Consider the following 18,308-nt stretch of genomic DNA (forward strand, 5'->3'; position numbering starts at 1 on the left):
ATATTACTTGCTCGGCAAAAATATATTCTAGGAAGTACTATACAAATAGCCGGTGTGATGGTTAGAGCTGCCATCACTGTTTACGTATTAATATTTATCTCCGCTTCTGTCGAAGCGTTTGTCCTGACTCAAGCAGTATTGGCATTCATTCATTTCTTGGTATCGCGTGCTTTTTGTCTAGGTGAGCTTTCTTCAATCTGGCCTACTGGGGGCGCCAAAGTCAGCGTCGCCGAAATTTTATCAGTGGCAAAAACAGGAGGAGCACTGGTGCTCTTTTCTGCTGCTGGAGCAGCAGTGTTGCAATTGGATAAGCCCATAATATCTGCTTTGTCTTCTACAGCTAGTGTTGCTCCCTACTATCTTGCTAGCTTGTTATGCATGACTCCGATATCGATATTGGCAAGTCCGATAAGCCAGTATTTCCAGCCTATGGTCATTCGTGAAATGACGATGGGGCAGGATGGAAGTGCTATGCGAGTAATTAGAAAATTTGTTCTGTCGACATTTCTTATAGTTGCGCTTCCGACTTTGGTATTATGGCTGTTCAGAGAACAGATCATAGGTGTATGGCTGGGGGAAAACCCTTCTAACGTTCTAGTTTCCAGGTATCTAGAAATTTTGTTACCAGGTGTGGCTATCGGAGCGCTGGGGTTTATTCCGTATTGTCTTCTGCTTTATGCAAGAGATTTTCGCTTTCAAGCCACGCTGTCTGCAACTTTGACTGTGGTCACGTTGATGCTAACCGCGATGGCAGCGGTTAATAAGAATATAGAGGCAATATGTTTTGTGTATTCGGCATACCATGTGCTCTCTACTTTATCTTCGTGGATTAGAGCTGCTAGGCTTCCAGAAACAAAAATCAGTGCGCGGAACTCTGCGATAACAACATTTAAGTTGCTTTTGCTATTTTCTTTGCTGTTTTCAGTGGTTGGCTTCATGTTTTTCGAGAGGTAGTTATATGTTTGATGATAAAGTATTGATGATTACAGGTGGTACCGGTTCTTTCGGTAATACTGTTCTTAATAGGTTCTTAGATACCTCTGTTAGAGAAATTATAGTATTTAGCCGAGATGAAAAAAAGCAAGAAGATATGCGTATCGCGCTGAATAATCCCAAGGTAAAATTTCATATTGGCGATGTGCGGAATTTTGAAAGCATTCGCCGTGCAATGGTAGGGGTAGATTACGTATTTCATGCGGCCGCGCTCAAGCAGGTTCCTTCTTGTGAGTTCTATCCAGTTGAGGCCGTACTCACAAATATAATGGGAACTGAGAATGTCTTGAACGCAGCTATTGATAATAATGTCAAAAGAGTTGTTTTGCTTAGCACTGACAAGGCCGTTTATCCAATTAATGCGATGGGTATATCTAAAGCCATGGGTGAAAAAGTACTCATTGCCAAGTCTCGTACAATACGTGGTAATGGCCCGATTTTATGTGCGACCCGTTATGGGAATGTGATGGCTTCACGTGGTTCGGTAATACCCTTATTTGTCGATAAGATTAAATCTGGATTGCCTTTAACCGTTACAGATCCAAAAATGACACGTTTTCTAATGAGTCTTGAAGACTCTGTTGATCTGGTCCTACACGCTTTCGAACATGGTGAGCAGGGAGATATCTTTGTTCAAAAAGCTCCATCGAGCACCATTGGTGACTTGACAGTTGCCTTGAAAGAACTTTTTAACAGCGATGCTCCTGTTAATGTTATTGGGACAAGGCACGGAGAGAAACTTTACGAGTCTCTGGTTTCTCGTGAAGAAATGGTAAAAGCAAAAAACATGGGGCGTTATTATAGGATCCCGGCAGATAATAGGGATCTAAATTATGATAAATATATTCTTGAGGGACAGCCAGAAGCGAACCTTGTGGATGATTACACTTCACATAATACTGACTTGTTGAATGTTGAAGAGATAAAGTCACTGCTACTTACCTTGCCCTTTATTAGGGACTCACTTGGCCTGTAATCTCATGATTAAGTTAAGTATTATTATTCCTACTCATAATCGTGCAAAATGCGCGATTGAAACAGTCGCCTCTATTTTAGAGTTGCTGGAGGATGTTCAAGTAGTTGTTTGTGACTCTAGTGATGAGGATTTTCTTTCTCATCATTTTTTAGGAGAGTCTTTTGCGTCAAAGGTAAAATATGTCAGAACAGCTAAAAGTATTAGTGTTGTAGACAATTTTAACTTGGGTCTTCGTTCTGCCGACGGAGAGTACCTTGTTTTTCTCGGGGATGATGATTTTGTCTCGCGGGAAATTATGGATGTAGTTAACTGGGCTTCGGAACATGCCGTCGATTCGGTAAAGTTTAATTTCCCGGCCTTATACTACTGGCGTGACTTTTATCACGCGACGAGAGGCGATGTATATTCTGGAACTCTACATGTTGGTGAATATACGGGCAGTGTCAGCCTGTATGATGCAAAGAAATCAGTTGTTCCGGCATTAAACAATTTTGGTGGTGGTGTATTTGGTATGCCAAGAGCCTATGCTGGGATGATTTCATCTTCCTTGGCTAAAAAAATTGTTGATAAACATGGGGCATTGTTTGGCGGTGTTAGTCCTGATATCTACAGCTCCTTTCTAATTTCAATTGAATCCGAAAAGTGTGTGCTAGTTGATTACCCTGTTATTGTTCCTGGCGCGTCTGGTCTCAGTACAACAGGGCAAAGTAATTCCGGTGCCCACTATGGTAAACTCAGAGAAAACCCACACATTTCGGCATTTCAAAATCTTGTTTGGGATAAAAAGATACCTGAGTTCTATTCGGTGCCTACCGTTTGGTCTTATTCCCTGCTAAAAGCTCTTGAGAAAGTTCAAGAAAATAATCCAAAATTTCAAGGAACTCCTAATTTTGGTCGGCTTTTTCTCAAGTGTTTTATTTACTTTCCATCCTCGAGCAGTGAAACGAAATACGCCCTATGTGAGGCTTTTCGTTCATTTGGAAGAGTTAGGGTTGTTTCGCAGTTAATGGTTGCTGTTGGATCTGAGTTTTACTGGGGAATGTCCCGTATTGTCACTCGTTTAAAGTCCAGGTATATCAAGAAGAGTATTAGTGTAATCGACGCTCTTGATACTAGTCTTGATGGTAGCAGGGCGCTAAAAAAATATTTGCATGAGCATCCTGTAAAGCTAAAGCTTCCATCTTTGTGATTTATTTGTATGGGTTTTTATTTTTTGTGTTTGATATAAGCTTTACTGTGTTAGAAAAGTTTCTAGGGGCATGACATGAAGTCTTCGGTCTCTGTAATCCTACCTCATTATAATGCAGCCGATACAATAGGGCGTAGCATCGACTCTGTTATTGCACAGACTTTGTGTGTTGAGGAGATTATAATTGTAGATGACTGCAGTGTTAGTGTGGAAGAGCTTGTTGATATAGTCTCTGGCTACAAGGCTCTGATTAATATTCGTTTGATTTTTTTAAAGAAAAATCAGGGTGCTGCATATGCAAGAAATATAGCCATAAAGAATGCTACTTGTAAATATATCGCTTTCTTGGATTCAGATGATATTTGGCACCCAGAAAAAATAAAGACTCAATATGAATTCATGGAGAAGAATGAAGCATTTCTATCTGGACATGGCTATCTATTCGATATTTCAAGTCGCTCATTCATTAAGGAAGTGTCCTTAAGTAATCGCTTGGTCATGAAGCGCGAATTTATGTGGGGCAATCCATTTTTTACCCCTACCGTAATGGCCAAGAGAGAAGATTTTATACTTTTTGATGAGCGCTATCGTAGAGTGGATGATTACAAGTGCTGGTATGAGAACATGTCCAATGGACACGTTTATATGCTAACTGAAGCTCTAGCTGCGGGTTTTAAGGCGCCAGTTGGAGAATCGGGCCTCTCTGGGTCATTAAGGCTTATGCATAAGGGCTATCTTGACGTCCTTAAGGCTTTGAGGGCGGAAGGAAATATTAGTAGAGCTTTTTTTATTGCAGCCACAACGTGTGAAATATTGAAGTATCCGTTGAGGTTGTTTTTTTCTAAAATTAGAAAATATAAGAAATGAACGATATCAAGAAGGTTCCTAGTTTTGCTGTTTTGCTTGCAGCATATAACGGGATTCGGTGGCTTCAGTCTCAGGTAGAAAGCATACTTTCTCAAGTTGATGTTCGGGTAACAATTTTTATAAGCATAGACCCCTCCTCGGATGGAACTGAGGATTGGTTTAAAGCTGTGTCAGCTCATGATGATAGATTAATTGTCCTGCCTGTAGGCGAAAAGTTTGGAGGCGCAGCCAAGAATTTCTTCAGATTGATTCGAGACGTAGATTTTTCAAAATTTGATTATGTTTCGTTTGCTGATCAGGATGATGTTTGGCTTCTAGATAAACTGTCTACGGCTCACAAAAAAATTTCCTCGTCTACTGCTTCTGCTTATTCTTGCAATGTTACAGCCTTTTGGCCCGGGGGGCGAAAGTTGCTTTTAGATAAAGCACAAAGGCAGCGCAAGTATGATTATCTTTTTGAGGCTGCTGGTCCTGGGTGTGGTTATGTACTAAAAGTTTCCGAAGCTCTTAGGTTCAAAAAATTTCTAATTGAGAATTGGCAGGACGCCAATGTCGTTTCCCTACATGATTGGCTGGTTTATGCGTGGTTCAGATCGGTAGGATTAGTTTGGTTCATAGATCCGGTGCCGAAGATATTATATCGCCAGCACGAGGCTAATCAGGTAGGTGCCAATAACGGCTTGAGGGCTATTAAGGCGCGCTTGTCATTGTTACGTACTGGCTGGTATCGCAATGAAGTTTCAAAAATCGCCAAATTGATTTGGCCTAATGTTCAGAGCTTGCCTGGAGATTTGGTTGAAAGAGGGGATATATCACGTGATTTCCTTGTTTTTAATTTTAATGAAGTGCGCCGTAGATTTCGTGACCGTATTTTTTTGGTGATCATGGTTTTTCTTGGTATTTATTGAGTCGTGATGTTTTTAATATGTATCTTTAATAAGGCAGCAATGCATGTCTTGATGTTGTTTTAAGTAGGCAGCCGATACGGGCACTGGGTAGGTGATTTTATAATTGAAAGCTTTGCTGAAGGTCTGCGCTTCTTGTGTAATAGAAAGTTATTAGTGTCTGGCGATCAAGAGAAAATCTGGCTGTTCTGCTCTATTAATGGATTGAATAATGAAGTTTAATTTTTCTAATTTTTTTTACAGTTGCATCGATATTGTTTTCGCTATTTGCCTTTTTTCCTTTTATCCTGGAGCAATGACGTGGGATAGCCTGGATCAGTTGCGACAGGCAAGGATGGCCGATTACTCGGATTGGCAGCCGCCCGTAATGGCATTTGTCTGGGGGGAGGCTGCTGAACGTTGCTGATGGTCCTGGTGTTATGCTTTGCTTTCATCTTTTACTGCTGTGGAGCACTGCTCTTTTCTTGTTTAAATGGACTCTTGAAGAGGGATATAAACATGGGTTTCTATTTTTACTGATTCCTGCGTTGCCTTGGGTTTTGAATTTTGAGTTTGTTATTTGGAAAGATGTTGGGATGGCCTATTCTTGGGGCGCGGCAATTGCTCTTTGTTTATGCTATAGATCTCGTGAACGGTTTCCCTTGAGTGTTGCGTTTATAGTTTTGGCCTTGTTTGTATATGGCATGCTCGTACGGAGCAATTCGTTGGGAGCTGCTTTTTTCTTGTTTCCATTTTTGGCCGGCCAAATTTTTAAAAAGAAGAGTGTCAAAAATATTTTGGCATTCATGATGGTGGCGACTTTCGGGTTTTTCGTAATTACATTTCTTGTTAATTCTGCTATAGGAGCAAAAAAGTCAAACTCTGTTAGTTATGTAATGTTCGATGATGTGGTTGCTTTAAAACTGAGAGGGGTGGATGTCTCACTAGATTTCTTGACGCAGGATGAAATTTCTACAATTGCATCATGTGAATATTTGAATGAAAACAAGGTTGGCGCTGCATTCTGCATTGATGGAGATCGATTTAAGGAAGTAACGATAAATAATTATCAAGAGTTGAAACTCTCTTGGGTTAAGAGCGTTTTTGATAATTACCCTACTTATGTTGCCTATAGGCTCTCGGCTTTTTCTCAGCTTGTTCGTTCACCTTGGCAGTCAGTATATTATGAGAGTGAATTTTCGCGTAGTTAAGCCGTCGTATGAACTTGATTCAGGTATTCGTTCGGAGTCTGCTCAGGAGAAATTTTTCAGAAAATACGTTGTTGGATTCAAGAAGCTTTTCCCTGGACTATTCAAACCATATGTCTGGATGGTTTTGCTGACGTGTATTGCGTTTCTATTTTGGTTTGACTCGGCGTTTAAAGGCACTTTGTTCTGGCTTCTTCCTGTTTCAGGGCTTTCATATGTTCTGACATATATACCGATCATTCCTGCTGGTGACTTTAGGTATGTATACTGGTCTTGTTTTGTATGTACAATATCAATTTTTTCTTACATTAATGGGCGGACGCGTGCCAGCAAGGTAAGCTAAAGAAAGCTGGAGCTCGAATAACCCGCATGCGAAGCAGGCATGCGAGGGGTGCCATTCGAGATTGAAAAACTCATATTTGAATTTTTAAATATGAGTTTTCCAGCTTAGTTCTGTTAAATCAGCGGAGAGGTGTCTATGGCCAAGATTCTACTAACAGGAGCGTCTGGTTTTCTGGGGCGATCGATCATAGATCAGTTTTCTAGAAGTACTGATTTTCAGTTAGCTGCTGTTTTTCGTCAGCCACCAGTGGAGCTTCCAGGGACAGTTGCGCTTTGTCAGGTTACTGAAATAATCGGAACTACTGATTGGAACTCGTTTTTACCTGGATGCAGTGTGGTGATCCATGCTGCAGCCAGAGTTCATGTAATGAATGAGACTTCCTCAGATCCGCTGACTGAGTTTCGTAGAGTAAATGTTGAGGGAACACTCAACCTGGCTCGACAGGCAGCTTCCGCCGGCGTTCGTCGCTTTATATTCATAAGTTCTATCAAGGTGAACGGTGAAGGAACAGCTACGGCTGCACCTTATTTTGCAGACGCACAGCCAATGCCTCTTGATCATTATGGAATTTCCAAGATGGAGGCGGAACAGGGTTTGCTTAAGATAGCAGAGCAGACAGGCTTAGAGGTCGTCATTATTCGCCCTCCATTAGTGTATGGACCTGGCGTGAAGGCTAACTTCCTGGCAATGATGCGGTGGTTGCAGAAGGGAGTGCCATTACCCTTCGGTGCCATTGGTAATAAACGTAGCCTAGTGGCCTTGGGTAATCTGGTTGACCTGATCAGGGTTTGCATTGAGCACCCGGCGGCAGCAAATCAGATATTCCTGGTCAGTGACGGCGAGGATCTTTCTACCACTGAGCTTTTACGCCGGATGGCAAGGGCATTGAAGGTTCCCGTTCGTTTGATACCTGTGCCTGTCTGGATCCTCTCTGGGGGGGCAGCTCTGCTTGGAAAAAAATCACTCTCTCACCGTCTATGTGGTTCCCTACAGGTCGATATCAGCAAAACACAGAAGCTGCTCGGATGGACGCCGCCCATAACTGTTGATTCAGCTCTCAACGAGACGGCCAAATACTTTCTGACGTTGCGTGATTGAACAGAAACAGAGGTATCATGACCGGTCATGACCTTCTTTAGTTTCTAAGAGGTGGCTCTGGCATCCGGCCTTCTCTTTTTAGTTTCAGGAATTGGATAGTAGATGGCAATTTGGTTATTTTTCCTGGCGACTGCCGGGGCCTCGGTTTTACTCACTTGGGCTGTTCGCCGTTATGCTTTGGCGCGTAGCTTGGTTGATGTTCCGAATGGACGTAGCTCTCATTCGTTGCCGACTCCCCGAGGTGGTGGAGTGGCAATTGTTCTCAGTTTTGTTTTTGCTTTGCCTGTTTTGACAGCTACTGGTTTGATTCCGTGGAGTTTTATCTGGCCACTACTGGGGGCGGGGATTTTTACTGCGGTGGTTGGTTTCCTGGATGATCATGGCCATATCGCAGCTCGTTGGCGCCTGTTGGCGCATTTTTTGGCTGCTGCGTGGGCAATGTACTGGATGAATGGATTACCTCCGTTGCATGTTCTGGGAGTCGAGTTCAAGCTGGGGTACCTCGGTCATGTTCTTGCTGCGTTCTACTTGGTCTGGATGCTCAACCTCTATAACTTTATGGATGGAATTGACGGAATTGCGAGTGTCGAGGCTGTCTCCGTCTGTCTGGGAGCCTGTCTGATCTACTGGCTGAGCGGAAACCAGTCAATGATCTGGCCTCCGTTGTTATTAGCGATGGCCGTTTTGGGGTTTCTTTACTGGAATTTCCCTCCCGCACGAGTTTTCATGGGGGATGCGGGTAGTGGATTCCTGGGTATAACGCTTGGGATTTTTTCAATACAGGCAGCCTGGAGCTCTCCGCGGTTCCTTTGGGTATGGCTGATATTACTTGCGGTATTTATTGTCGATTCGACTTTTACCCTGATTCGACGTTTGCTGCGGGGCGATAAAGTCTATGAAGCTCACCGTAGTCACGCCTACCAATTTGCTTCTCGGCGGTTTGGCAGGCACTTGCCTGTGACACTGGCTGTGTTAGCAATAAATGTATTCTGGTTGTTGCCAATAGCGGTTGCAGTTGGTTTATTTGGACTTGATGGTATTTGGGGTATTGTTTTGGCCTATGTACCTCTGTTGCTCCTCGCTCTCAAGTTTCGTGCCGGAGACTCGGGGAACGACTGCTGATGTTTATGAAATTATCAATGCAGTCCAGTTTTCAAATATTGTCATATTTGACTTCTGTTGTGGCTAAAAAAGGGAGGGGTTGAAGAGGTGATGGCCAGAATAAGAAAATTTTTATTAGGTCTCTCGCGCCGGAAAAAACGTATTATCCAAGTTGCGACCGATCTTTTCCTGATCTGGGGCGCACTGTGGATGGCTTTCTTCGTCCGATTGGGCTTCGACGATTTGAACAATCCGTTCATCGTCCATCTCTGGCTTTTCCTCAGTGCGCCAGTTATTGCTATTCCCCTGTTTATAAGATTCGGAATGTATCGTGCTGTAATGCGTTATTTCGGTAACGATGCATTAATTTCAATCGTAAAGGCCGTCAGCCTTTCGTCCTTGATCCTAGCCCTGGTTGTTTACCTTTATAGTAACCACCAAACCGTTGTACCTCGTTCAATCGTGTTCAACTACTGGTGGTTGAGTCTAGTGATGATTGGGGGCCTGCGGCTGGCCATGCGTCAATATTTCCTCGGTGACTGGTTTGTCGCTAGCCAGCATGTACCTTTTACCAACCGAGACGATGGTTTGCCCAAGGTGGCAGTTTATGGGGCCGGAGCAGCGGGTAACCAACTGGTCGCGGCGTTGCGCCTGGGGCGCATGATGCGGCCGGTGGCGTTTATCGACGATGATGGCAGTATCGCTGATCGGGTCATTGCCGGACTGCAGGTATACAAGCCAAAGCACCTCCAGCAGATGATCGACGAGACTGGCGCGGAAGAAATCCTGCTGGCCATTCCCTCTTCCAACCGTAGCCGGCGTCGGGAGATATTGGGGTTCCTGGAAGGCTTCCCCCTCCATGTCAGGAGCGTGCCGGGGTTCATGGACCTGGCTAGTGGTCGGGTAAAGGTCGACGATATCCAGGAGGTGGATATTGCCGATCTACTCGGCCGAGACGCCGTTCCTGCACAGGATGATTTGCTGGCTCATTGCATCAAGGGACAAACGGTTCTGGTGACGGGGGCGGGCGGGTCCATTGGCTCCGAGCTGTGCCGGCAGATCCTGAGTCTACGTCCGATCACCCTGATACTGTTGGATCATAGCGAGTTCAACCTCTACAACATCTTGGCAGAGTTGGAGCAGCGCCTGTCCCGGGAGTCCCTAGTGGTGAAATTGCTGCCGATCCTGGGCTCGGTGCGCAACTATGAAAAGCTTTTGAGCGTGATGAGCACTTGGAGTGTCGATACGGTCTATCACGCCGCGGCCTACAAGCATGTTCCGATGGTCGAGCACAACATCGCCGAAGGTGTGCTCAACAATGTCATGGGCACCCTCAATACTGCCCAGGCCGCGTTGCAATCGGGGGTCGCCAATTTCGTGCTGGTTTCCACCGACAAAGCCGTCCGGCCAACCAATGTGATGGGTAGTACCAAGCGCCTGGCGGAACTCACCTTGCAAGCGCTGAGCAAGGAACTGGCCCCCGTACTGTTCAACGACTCATCGAAGATTTCACGGGTCAATAAAACCCGGTTCACCATGGTCCGTTTCGGCAATGTTCTGGGCTCCTCGGGTTCGGTCATCCCGCTGTTCCATAAACAGATCAAGTCAGGCGGGCCGTTGACGGTTACCCACCCGAAGATCACCCGCTATTTCATGACTATTCCGGAAGCCGCCCAGTTGGTTATCCAGGCCGGCTCGATGGGGCAGGGTGGGGATGTTTTCGTGCTGGATATGGGCGAACCGGTAAGAATCGTCGAACTGGCAGAGAAGATGATCCATCTTTCCGGGTTGAGTGTTCGTTCGGAAAAGAACCCCCATGGAGATATTGCTATTGAGTTCACCGGTTTGCGCCCTGGTGAAAAGCTTTACGAAGAGTTGCTGATCGGTGACAACGTAGTGGCCACTCAGCACCCGATGATCATGAGTGCCAACGAGGATTACCTGGCTTGGGATGTACTCAAGGTCAAGCTCGATGAACTCCTTGCTGCGCTTGATTGTGATGATTATTCGCGGGTTCGGCAGTTGCTGCGCGAGACAGTCAGTGGCTACACGCCGGACGGCGAAATTGTCGATTGGGTTTATCAGCAGCGACGACTCAAACCCTGACTCTACACAAGCGGTAACTTTCCCGCTTTTGACTTGCTCCCTGTATCTCCTAGGTTTGGAAGGCAGCTTCGGAAAGCTGCTTTCCTTACTGATGTCATGGAGTGTCATTATGCGTATCCCTTATTTCTCCTCCCTGTTCTTCGCAGCCTTGGCCAGTTTTTCGCTTGCCACCCAGGCAGCACCGATCGCCAAGGTGCAGGAAGCCGCCACCGAAGTGGTAGAGCATTCCACCTCCAATTCAACCAGGCTAGACATCAACACTGCCGATGCCACCCTCTTGCAGCGCGAACTGCTTGGCATAGGCGAGGCCAAGGCCAGGGCGATAGTCAGTTATCGTGAGGCAAACGGTCCCTTCGCTTCAGTGGATGAGCTGCTGGAGGTCAAGGGCATCGGCAAGGCCATCCTCGAGCGCAACCGAGACAAGCTCCAGGTCAACTGAGGCGCCCCGTTCAAGACGAAAGCCGATCATTGATCGGCCTTCGCCTTCAGAAGGGATGGCCTCGAGGTCGAATCTTCATCGGCGAGGTAGATTTTTTCCATGAAATAATGGAAATATTATATGTGTAATATTTAATTCGCCAACCTTGCAAGATCGCGAATGCCCATCAGGTTCATTCATCGTCAGGAGTGCAGCTATGAGTTCGGTTCGTTCCCAAGGCAAGGCCTTGATCACGGGAGCTTCATCCGGTATTGGCGCGGTCTATGCCGAGCGCTTGGCGGCGCGAGGCTTTGACTTGTTGCTGGTGGCCCGGGATGAGGAGTGTCTGCATGTCGCGGCTAATACTCTGCAAGCCAGCCATTCGGTGCAGGTCGAGGTCTTGAAATCCGACTTGACCTCCAGGAGGGATCTGCTTGAGGTGGAGCGTCGCTTGCGCAATGACCGGGACATCAGCCTATTGCTGAACAATGCCGGAGTCGCGGCCGATGGCCCCCTGGCTGCTGCTGACCTGGATCAGATGGAGCAGATGATCCAGCTCAATGTGGTGGCTCTGACCCGTTTGGCGAGCGCCGCAGCCGCCAACTTTTCTGCGGCGGGGCGAGGAGCGATCATCAATATCGCCTCCGTGGTGGCCCTGCTGCCGGAACGTTTCAACGCGACCTACAGCGCCACCAAGGCTTATGTATTGAGCCTGAGCCAATCCCTGCAGGCAGAACTGAAAGACACCGGGGTCCAGGTCCAGGCCGTCCTGCCCGGGGTCACTCGTACCGAAATCTGGCAGCGCGCGGGCTTTGATGTATCGGTTATCCCGGCAGAAATGGTGATGGATGCGGGGGAGATGGTCGATGCGGCCTTGAGTGGTTTCGACCAACGGGAATTGATTACCCTGCCGTCGCTGCCCGATGCCGCGGATTGGCAGGCCATGGTGGCGGCGCGTTTGGCCCTGGCCCCCAACCTCTCACGCAGCAGCGCGGCAGCCCGTTACAAATAAGCACGCAACGGAGCGGTTGCCGTTACCGCTCCTGTTCCTTCAAGCCTTCGCGTACCACTTCAAGTATCTGCGCAGCCAGTTGTGGATTTTCCACACTGCGCGACAACATCAGCGCACCTGCCAGAGTCGACATGATCATCAGGCTGCGCTTGGCCTTGTCTTCGCCTTCCAGGGTCGCTTCCACTTGCGCGAGCCTGGCCTTGAGCACCGCGTCGGTGGTGGCGCTGGGTTGGCCGCGCTGGCCGAGCTCCGAGCTCATGGTCGGGAGCGGACAGCCCAGGTGTGGTGACTCCTGGTGCCATTCGGAGAGGTAGTTGTCGATGAATGCCTGCAGGGGATGTTCCTGGGCGAACAGCTTGGCGCAATGAGCATCGAGGTCCTGGGCGGCAGAGCAGAGTGCTTCTTCCACCAGTTCGTCCTTGGAGCTGAAGTGGGAGTAGAAGCCGCCATGGGTGAGGCCCAGGGCTTTCATCAGGGGTTGCAAGCCTGTTGCCCCTATACCGTCGCGACGAAATCGCTCCGAGGCTTCCTTGATGATGCGTTTATGGGTCTGGGCTTTGTGGTCTGTTGAATAACGCATCTGGGAAACCTCCGCAACAAGGCCACTATTTTAACCAGGGTTCAGCAGATCACATCCACTTCTGCACCTGCTTTGGCTGGCTGCTACAGCTTGGCGACAGGTTTTCATGCCAAGCACAGTCAGGGGAGTTGGCACGATAAGTGGTTACTGATCACTCATCCATTGTTGAACAATGCCGAGGCCTTTTCATGAACGTTGGTTTATCCCTGGCGGATCAGATTCGCCTGGAACTGCGTGCGGACATCATCGGCGGTCGTCTTTTGCCCGGCATGCCCCTGGTGGAGAACGAACTGGCCGGTAGCTACAACGCCTCGCGCAACACCATCCGCGAGGCGTTGCATTGCCTCGGGCAGGAGGGATTGACACGTTATGTGCGCCACAAGGGAGTGATGGTCCGCCGCTTGGAAAGGGACGATCTGCGCGATCTGTTCAGGGTGCGTCGAACCCTGGAGTTACAGGCAATCGCCAGCGCCAGGCCGCTGCGCGAGTGCCAGTCGGGCCATATGCTCGATGCTATCGAGGCGGCCGAACTGGCCAGGGACCGAGAGGACTGGCGCGCCGTCGGTACCCATGGCCTGGTGTTCCACCAGCATGTGGTGGCGTTGCTGGACTCACCATTGCTGGACGAGTTCTTCACCAATGTGGTGGCGCAGCTGCGACTGGTGTTTTGCACCGCGCCAGACGAGGCGCTGTTCCAAGCCCCCTGGCTGGAGCGCGACCGGCAGATCCATGGATGGCTGGCCGACGGCGACACGGCGTCGGCCGGAACGGCCATGGCGTGTTACCTGGATGATTCCGAGCGCCTGTTGCTGAACATGTTCGATCCATCCTTGCGTCATTGAACGAGGAGCATAGCGATGTACAAGGACTATCCCGCGGCCTACCAGGTCAGCAAGGGCTCGGCGTTGCAAGTGGACACGGCCTTCTACGAGCGCATTCGGGCCAACCCTGGCCAGCGCATGTTGATCGAGAGTTTCGAGGTGCCGATCCGCACGGGACGTGCCTGGAAGGTGCCAGCCGGTCATGTGTTCCGGGTCACCACGCCCCATGGTCCGCAGGTGGGCGATTTCAACGTCTGGAACGCCCACGATCCGCGCGAGCGCTTATGGGCGGCCCGAACCCGGCAGTTGCAGGGAGCGCATGTCAGTACTCACGATCGGCTCTGGTCGAACCTGCCGTTCCTGCGGCCGCTGGTGACCATCACCGATGACAGCCTGGCCGATTACGGTATCGATGAGCATGGCGGGCGCCTGCATGACTTGCTGGGAACCCGCTGCGATCCCTATGTGAACCGGATGCTCACCGGCGAGGATTTTCACCACCACTGCCATTCCAATCTGACGCGGGCGGTGCTGCCCCACGGCCTGACTGAGTTCGACGTGCATGATGTGCTGAACATCTTCCAGTGCACAGGGCTGAACCACGACGACCTGTACTTCATGAAGGCCTGCCCGGCGGGCAAGGGCGATTACCTGGAGTTCTTTGCCGAAATCGACCTGCTCTGCGCCTTGTCGACCTGCCCTGGCGGGGATTTGTCCCTGCCGATGTGGGGGCCACAGGCGCAGGACCCGCTCAGCGTATGCCGGCCATTGGGGGTCGAGGTCTATCGCCTGGAGCCAGCGTTACTCGAGGGCTGGAACTCGCCTGAACGGGCGGCCTACCAGGGCCTGCATGGTTTGCAGATCGCCAAGCCCGAGTGGGAAAGTTGAGCCCATGGCCCCCTGCACCAAAGGCGCAGGGGGCCATGGGCTCACCGGTCGCGAGCGTCCCTGGCGTCCGCTTCGGCATTGCGTTCGGCCACACGTCGGCGCTGTTCTTCGGTAAGTTCCACCTTGCTGGCGGTATCGCGTAGCAGCATCAGGCCACCCACGATCGAACCGATAGCGACCACCAGAATCAACCAGGCATACCAGGGCATAGGGCTCTCCTTGATGAGGCCGTCTGCCGGAAGCGAGGTTCGCTCCGCAGCGGCTTGTAACGCTTTGAGTCAAAACGTTTTGCAGGGGTTCCATTGTATGCCTGATCGGCCTGGTCGGCAGCGTCTCTAGAGTCCGGTGAGCATGGCATCGGCCGGCGCATTGGCCCGCGACTGCGCGGTGCACTGGAAGTAGATGAAGCCCAGCCCCATGAGGCCGAGGAAGACCACGCCGATCAGCGTATTGAACCAGGCCATGGCCACCAGGCACACCACGGCCAGCAGCAGTGCCAGGGCCGGGACCAGCGGATAACCGGGAGCGCGGAAGCTGCGTGGCAGGCCGGGCTCGGTCCGGCGTAGCCGGAACAGGCTGAGCATGCTCATGATGTACATCACGATGGCGCCGAACACGGCCATAGTGATCATGGCTGCGGTGAGGCTCAGCCCACCGAGGTTGACCAGGCCATCGCTGTAGATCGCGGCGATGCCCACCAGTCCACCGGCGATGATCGCCCGGTGCGGGGTCTGGAACCGCGACAGCCCGGCCAGGGAGGGGGGCAGGTAGCCGGCGCGGGCCAGGGCGAAGAACTGCCGCGAGTAGCCGAGGATGATCCCGTGGAAGCTGGCTACCAGGCCGAACAGGCCGATCCACACCAGCATGTGCAGCCAGCCGGAGTTATCGCCGACCACCGCCTTCATGGCCTGGGGCAGCGGGTCGTTGATGTTCGCCAAACTGCGCCAGTCACCCACGCCACCTGCGAAGATCATCACGCCCAGGGCCAGCACCACCAGGGTCAGGATGCCGCTGATGTAGGCCCGGGGGATGGTGCGCCTGGGGTCCTTGGCCTCCTCGGCAGCCATGGCCGCGCCCTCGATGGCCAGGAAGAACCAGATGGCGAAGGGGATCGCCGCGAACATGCCGGCAACTGCTGCGCTACCGAACTGATCCGTGCCGGCCCAGCCATTGGCGGCGAAGTGGCTGAAGCTGAACGCCGGGGCCACCACGCCCATGAATACCAGCAGTTCCAGGACTGCCAGGACGCAGACCACCAGTTCGAAGGTTGCCGCCAGCTTCACCCCGAGAATGTTCAGGCCCATGAAGACGACATAGGCCGCCACTGCGGCGTGCTTGGGGTCCAGCGTCGGAAACTGCACGTTCAAGTAGGCACCGATGGCCAGGGCGATGGCCGGTGGGGCGAAGACGAACTCGATCAGGGTCGCCAGCCCGGCGATCAGCCCGCCTTTTTCGCCGAAGGCCCGACGGCTGTAGGCAAAAGGGCCTCCGGCGTGGGGAATCGCGGTGGTCAGTTCGGTGAAGCTGAATATAAAGCAGGCATACATGCAGGCGACCAGCAGCGAGGTCACCAGGAACCCCAGGGTCCCGGCCACGCCCCAGCCATAGCTCCAGCCGAAATACTCCCCGGAAATCACCAGGCCGACAGCGATCCCCCAGAGATGCAGCGTGCCCAGGGTGGGCTTGAGTCTTGTGTTCATCGATAGCGTCCTGAACGATTGGAAAGGTCCGGGACAGGGCGTTGCAGCGGTCGTGCCAGGCGGCCACGGGGCGTCGCAAAGTTCGGAAAACCGTCGTATCGAGGATATTCCCCGACCGCGGCCCGTCTTGGGCGTTGCAATCCGGTGCGCTTGGCAGCCTCGCTTTGGGGCAAGGGCCTAGCGTCCCTCACCCGGGTCAGAGCGGCCATGGCGTGAGTCTTTACGCTTTCTTTATGGCCCACCCACCCCCTCGCTCTCGTTCCTTTACAGGCAGCCTGCGGACAATGTCGCCATTCGCGGCGATCGCCGTACCTCGGAGACATTCCATGAACATACTGGACGCGGTGTCGTTGCTGCTGGCGGTGGGCCTGTTCGTTTACCTGCTGATTGCACTGTTGTGCGCGAATCGGAACTAGGAGCGACGCTGATGCACAGTTATGACTATTGGCTGATCCTCGCCTTCTTCGCGCTGGTGCTGGTGCCCGCACCCCGGCTGGGACGCTTCTACTACAAAGTGATGGAGGGCCAGCGTACCTGGCTGACCCCGATCCTGGGGCCGGTGGAGCGTGTGTGCTACCGCATCGCCGGGGTCGATCCCCAGCTGGAGCAGAGCTGGCAGAAGTACAGCCTGGCCTTGCTGGCGTTCAACCTCGCCGGGTTCGCCCTGTTGTTCCTCATCCTGGTGTTCCAGGACCACTTGCCCCTCAACCCGCAACACCTGCCGGGGCAGGAGTGGACCCTGGCCTTCAACACCGCGGTCAGCTTCATGACCAACACCAACTGGCAGGCCTACAGCGGCGAGGCGTCCCTGAGCTACTTCAGCCAGATGGCCGGCCTGACGGTACAGAACTTCGTCAGCGCGGCCATCGGGCTGGCGGTGCTGGTGGCCCTGTGCCGGGGTATCGGCCGGCGCTCGGTACGCACCCTGGGCAACTTCTGGGCCGACATGACCCGTGCCACCCTCTACGGCCTGTTGCCGCTGTGCCTGCTGCTGGCCTTGCTGCTGGTCTGGCAGGGCGTGCCGCAGACGTTCGCTCACTATGTGGACGCCCTGACCGTGCAAGGTCACGACCAGGTGATTCCCCTGGGGCCAGCGGCCAGCCAGATCGCCATCAAGCAACTGGGCACCAACGGCGGTGGCTTCTTCGGGGTCAACTCGGCGCATCCGTTCGAGAACCCCACGGCCTGGAGCAACCTGTTCGAACTGGTATCGATCATCCTGATCCCGGTGGCGCTGGTCTTCACCTTTGGCCATTACGTCAAGGACATGCGCCAGAGCCGGGCCATCATCGCCTGCATGCTGGCGCTGTTCCTGATTGGCGGCGCCACCTCGCTGTGGGCCGAATACCAACCCAACCCGGCACTGGCCAACCCGGCCGTGGAGCAGGCAGCGCCGCTGGAAGGCAAGGAGACGCGCTTCGGTACCACGGCCACGGTGCTGTGGTCGGTGACCACCACCGCCGCTTCCAACGGTTCGGTCAACGGCATGCACGACAGCCTCAACCCGCTGAGCGGCATGGTGGCGCTGATCAACATGATGATGGGCGAGGTGATCTTCGGCGGCGTCGGCGCCGGGCTCTACGGCATGCTGCTCAACGTGCTGATCGCAGTATTCCTGGCCGGCTTGATGATCGGGCGCACGCCTGAATACCTGGGCAAGAAGCTCCAGGCCAGGGAGGTGCAACTGCTGGTATTGATCCTGATGGTCATGCCCATCGGCGTGCTGGTGCTGGGTGCGCTGGCCGCCAGCTTGCCAGGACCGGCAGGAGCGATCAGCAACCCTGGGCCCCACGGCTTCAGCCAACTGCTGTACGCCTACACCTCGGCCAGCGCCAACAACGGTTCGGCATTCGGTGGTTTCAGCGCCAACACCCCGTTTCATAACCTGATGCTGGGCCTGGGCATGCTGATCGGTCGCTTTGGCTACATCCTGCCGGTGCTGGCGCTGGCTGGCAGCCTGGCCCTGAAAAAAACCGCGCCTGTAGGCCAGAACAGCTTTCCCACCCATGGCCCACTGTTCGTGGCCTTGCTGACCATGACCATCTTGCTGGTAGGTGGCTTGACGTTCCTGCCGACCCTGGCGCTGGGGCCAGTCGCCGAACAACTGAGCATGGGCTTCTGAGG

At 51.9% G+C, this 18,308-nt stretch carries 18 protein-coding genes; 15 read left to right on the plus strand and 3 right to left on the minus strand.

Annotated elements, in window-relative coordinates; genetic code table 11:
- The 11 genes from AC3WK8_RS12360 to AC3WK8_RS12410 all read left to right on the plus strand — a co-directional run.
- The coding region (locus AC3WK8_RS12360) for a lipopolysaccharide biosynthesis protein (RefSeq protein WP_158250053.1) at positions 1-954 on the plus strand (954 nt) is incomplete at its 5' end.
- Positions 955-958: 4 nt separating this feature from the next.
- Positions 959-1,969 carry a polysaccharide biosynthesis protein gene (locus AC3WK8_RS12365; protein WP_085596780.1) on the plus strand — a complete coding sequence of 337 codons (1,011 nt, stop codon included), beginning with the start codon at positions 959-961 and terminating at the stop codon, positions 1,967-1,969.
- Positions 1,970-1,973: 4 nt separating this feature from the next.
- Complete coding sequence (locus tag AC3WK8_RS12370) at positions 1,974-3,158, plus strand: glycosyltransferase family 2 protein (RefSeq protein WP_103324891.1); 1,185 nt, start codon at positions 1,974-1,976, stop codon at positions 3,156-3,158.
- A 75-nt stretch (positions 3,159-3,233) separates the two neighbouring features.
- Positions 3,234-4,025 carry a glycosyltransferase family 2 protein gene (locus AC3WK8_RS12375; protein WP_103324892.1) on the plus strand — a complete coding sequence of 264 codons (792 nt, stop codon included), beginning with the start codon at positions 3,234-3,236 and terminating at the stop codon, positions 4,023-4,025.
- Complete coding sequence (locus AC3WK8_RS12380; protein ID WP_103324893.1) at positions 4,022-4,933, plus strand: glycosyltransferase; 912 nt, start codon at positions 4,022-4,024, stop codon at positions 4,931-4,933. Before AC3WK8_RS12375 ends, AC3WK8_RS12380 begins: the two co-directional genes overlap by 4 nt.
- Positions 4,934-5,349: 416 nt before the next feature.
- Positions 5,350-6,120 carry a hypothetical protein gene (locus tag AC3WK8_RS12385; protein ID WP_146043258.1) on the plus strand — a complete coding sequence of 257 codons (771 nt, stop codon included), beginning with the start codon at positions 5,350-5,352 and terminating at the stop codon, positions 6,118-6,120.
- Between the two features lie 475 nt (positions 6,121-6,595).
- Entirely contained in the window at positions 6,596-7,558 is a 963-nt protein-coding gene (locus AC3WK8_RS12390) for a UDP-glucose 4-epimerase family protein (protein WP_103324894.1), read from the plus strand.
- 102 nt (positions 7,559-7,660) lie between these two features.
- Complete coding sequence (locus AC3WK8_RS12395) at positions 7,661-8,680, plus strand: MraY family glycosyltransferase (RefSeq protein ID WP_103324895.1); 1,020 nt, start codon at positions 7,661-7,663, stop codon at positions 8,678-8,680.
- A 90-nt stretch (positions 8,681-8,770) separates the two neighbouring features.
- On the plus strand, positions 8,771-10,765 hold the full coding sequence (locus AC3WK8_RS12400; RefSeq protein WP_103324896.1) for a polysaccharide biosynthesis protein: 1,995 nt from the start codon (positions 8,771-8,773) through the stop codon (positions 10,763-10,765).
- A gap of 109 nt (positions 10,766-10,874) precedes the next feature.
- Positions 10,875-11,204 (plus strand): ComEA family DNA-binding protein, encoded by a 330-nt coding sequence (locus AC3WK8_RS12405; protein ID WP_085596773.1) that lies wholly within the window; start codon positions 10,875-10,877, stop codon positions 11,202-11,204.
- 196 nt (positions 11,205-11,400) lie between these two features.
- The gene (locus AC3WK8_RS12410) at positions 11,401-12,195 is read left to right on the plus strand and encodes an SDR family NAD(P)-dependent oxidoreductase (protein ID WP_103324897.1); all 795 of its coding nucleotides are present in this window, start codon (positions 11,401-11,403) and stop codon (positions 12,193-12,195) included.
- 22 nt (positions 12,196-12,217) lie between these two features.
- Here the strand turns inward: AC3WK8_RS12410 and AC3WK8_RS12415 are convergent, their stop codons facing one another.
- Positions 12,218-12,775: a TetR/AcrR family transcriptional regulator gene (locus AC3WK8_RS12415; protein WP_103324898.1), complete on the minus strand. Its 558-nt coding sequence runs from the start codon at positions 12,773-12,775 to the stop codon at positions 12,218-12,220.
- A gap of 188 nt (positions 12,776-12,963) precedes the next feature.
- On the opposite strand from AC3WK8_RS12415, the gene AC3WK8_RS12420 reads away from it, so the two are divergent.
- Both AC3WK8_RS12420 and AC3WK8_RS12425 read left to right on the plus strand, forming a co-directional pair.
- A complete protein-coding gene (locus tag AC3WK8_RS12420; protein ID WP_022640110.1) occupies positions 12,964-13,617 on the plus strand; it encodes a GntR family transcriptional regulator in 654 nt (217 codons plus the stop codon).
- A gap of 15 nt (positions 13,618-13,632) precedes the next feature.
- Positions 13,633-14,484: an urea carboxylase-associated family protein gene (locus AC3WK8_RS12425; RefSeq protein WP_103324899.1), complete on the plus strand. Its 852-nt coding sequence runs from the start codon at positions 13,633-13,635 to the stop codon at positions 14,482-14,484.
- A 41-nt stretch (positions 14,485-14,525) separates the two neighbouring features.
- Here AC3WK8_RS12425 and AC3WK8_RS12430 read toward each other — a convergent pair whose 3' ends face one another.
- Both AC3WK8_RS12430 and eat read right to left on the minus strand, forming a co-directional pair.
- Positions 14,526-14,693, minus strand: a complete 168-nt coding sequence (locus AC3WK8_RS12430; protein ID WP_085596768.1) for a DUF2897 family protein — start codon at positions 14,691-14,693, stop codon at positions 14,526-14,528.
- Between the two features lie 126 nt (positions 14,694-14,819).
- A complete protein-coding gene (gene eat, locus AC3WK8_RS12435) occupies positions 14,820-16,184 on the minus strand; it encodes an ethanolamine permease (protein WP_103324900.1) in 1,365 nt (454 codons plus the stop codon).
- Between the two features lie 326 nt (positions 16,185-16,510).
- Here eat and AC3WK8_RS12440 point away from each other — a divergent pair, with 326 nt between their 5' ends.
- A complete protein-coding gene (locus tag AC3WK8_RS12440; protein WP_022640106.1) occupies positions 16,511-16,600 on the plus strand; it encodes a potassium-transporting ATPase F in 90 nt (29 codons plus the stop codon).
- Positions 16,601-16,611: 11 nt separating this feature from the next.
- The gene (gene kdpA, locus AC3WK8_RS12445; protein ID WP_103324901.1) at positions 16,612-18,306 is read left to right on the plus strand and encodes a potassium-transporting ATPase subunit KdpA; all 1,695 of its coding nucleotides are present in this window, start codon (positions 16,612-16,614) and stop codon (positions 18,304-18,306) included.
- Positions 18,307-18,308 lie beyond the last annotated feature (2 nt).

Source organism: Pseudomonas sp. FW507-12TSA (genome assembly GCF_058781435.1).

Bases quoted from the DNA above. Each gene is read 5' to 3' on its own strand.
- AC3WK8_RS12365 (WP_085596780.1), top strand. From the start codon at position 959: ATGTTTGATGATAAAGTATTGATGATTACAGGTGGTACCGGTTCTTTC.
- AC3WK8_RS12370 (WP_103324891.1), top strand. From the start codon at position 1,974: ATGATTAAGTTAAGTATTATTATTCCTACTCATAATCGTGCAAAATGC.
- AC3WK8_RS12375 (WP_103324892.1), top strand. From the start codon at position 3,234: ATGAAGTCTTCGGTCTCTGTAATCCTACCTCATTATAATGCAGCCGAT.
- AC3WK8_RS12380 (WP_103324893.1), top strand. From the start codon at position 4,022: ATGAACGATATCAAGAAGGTTCCTAGTTTTGCTGTTTTGCTTGCAGCA.
- AC3WK8_RS12385 (WP_146043258.1), top strand. From the start codon at position 5,350: ATGCTTTGCTTTCATCTTTTACTGCTGTGGAGCACTGCTCTTTTCTTG.
- AC3WK8_RS12390 (WP_103324894.1), top strand. From the start codon at position 6,596: ATGGCCAAGATTCTACTAACAGGAGCGTCTGGTTTTCTGGGGCGATCG.
- AC3WK8_RS12395 (WP_103324895.1), top strand. From the start codon at position 7,661: ATGGCAATTTGGTTATTTTTCCTGGCGACTGCCGGGGCCTCGGTTTTA.
- AC3WK8_RS12400 (WP_103324896.1), top strand. From the start codon at position 8,771: ATGGCCAGAATAAGAAAATTTTTATTAGGTCTCTCGCGCCGGAAAAAA.
- AC3WK8_RS12405 (WP_085596773.1), top strand. From the start codon at position 10,875: ATGCGTATCCCTTATTTCTCCTCCCTGTTCTTCGCAGCCTTGGCCAGT.
- AC3WK8_RS12410 (WP_103324897.1), top strand. From the start codon at position 11,401: ATGAGTTCGGTTCGTTCCCAAGGCAAGGCCTTGATCACGGGAGCTTCA.
- AC3WK8_RS12415 (WP_103324898.1), bottom strand. From the start codon at position 12,775: ATGCGTTATTCAACAGACCACAAAGCCCAGACCCATAAACGCATCATC.
- AC3WK8_RS12420 (WP_022640110.1), top strand. From the start codon at position 12,964: ATGAACGTTGGTTTATCCCTGGCGGATCAGATTCGCCTGGAACTGCGT.
- AC3WK8_RS12425 (WP_103324899.1), top strand. From the start codon at position 13,633: ATGTACAAGGACTATCCCGCGGCCTACCAGGTCAGCAAGGGCTCGGCG.
- AC3WK8_RS12430 (WP_085596768.1), bottom strand. From the start codon at position 14,693: ATGCCCTGGTATGCCTGGTTGATTCTGGTGGTCGCTATCGGTTCGATC.
- eat (WP_103324900.1), bottom strand. From the start codon at position 16,184: ATGAACACAAGACTCAAGCCCACCCTGGGCACGCTGCATCTCTGGGGG.
- AC3WK8_RS12440 (WP_022640106.1), top strand. From the start codon at position 16,511: ATGAACATACTGGACGCGGTGTCGTTGCTGCTGGCGGTGGGCCTGTTC.
- kdpA (WP_103324901.1), top strand. From the start codon at position 16,612: ATGCACAGTTATGACTATTGGCTGATCCTCGCCTTCTTCGCGCTGGTG.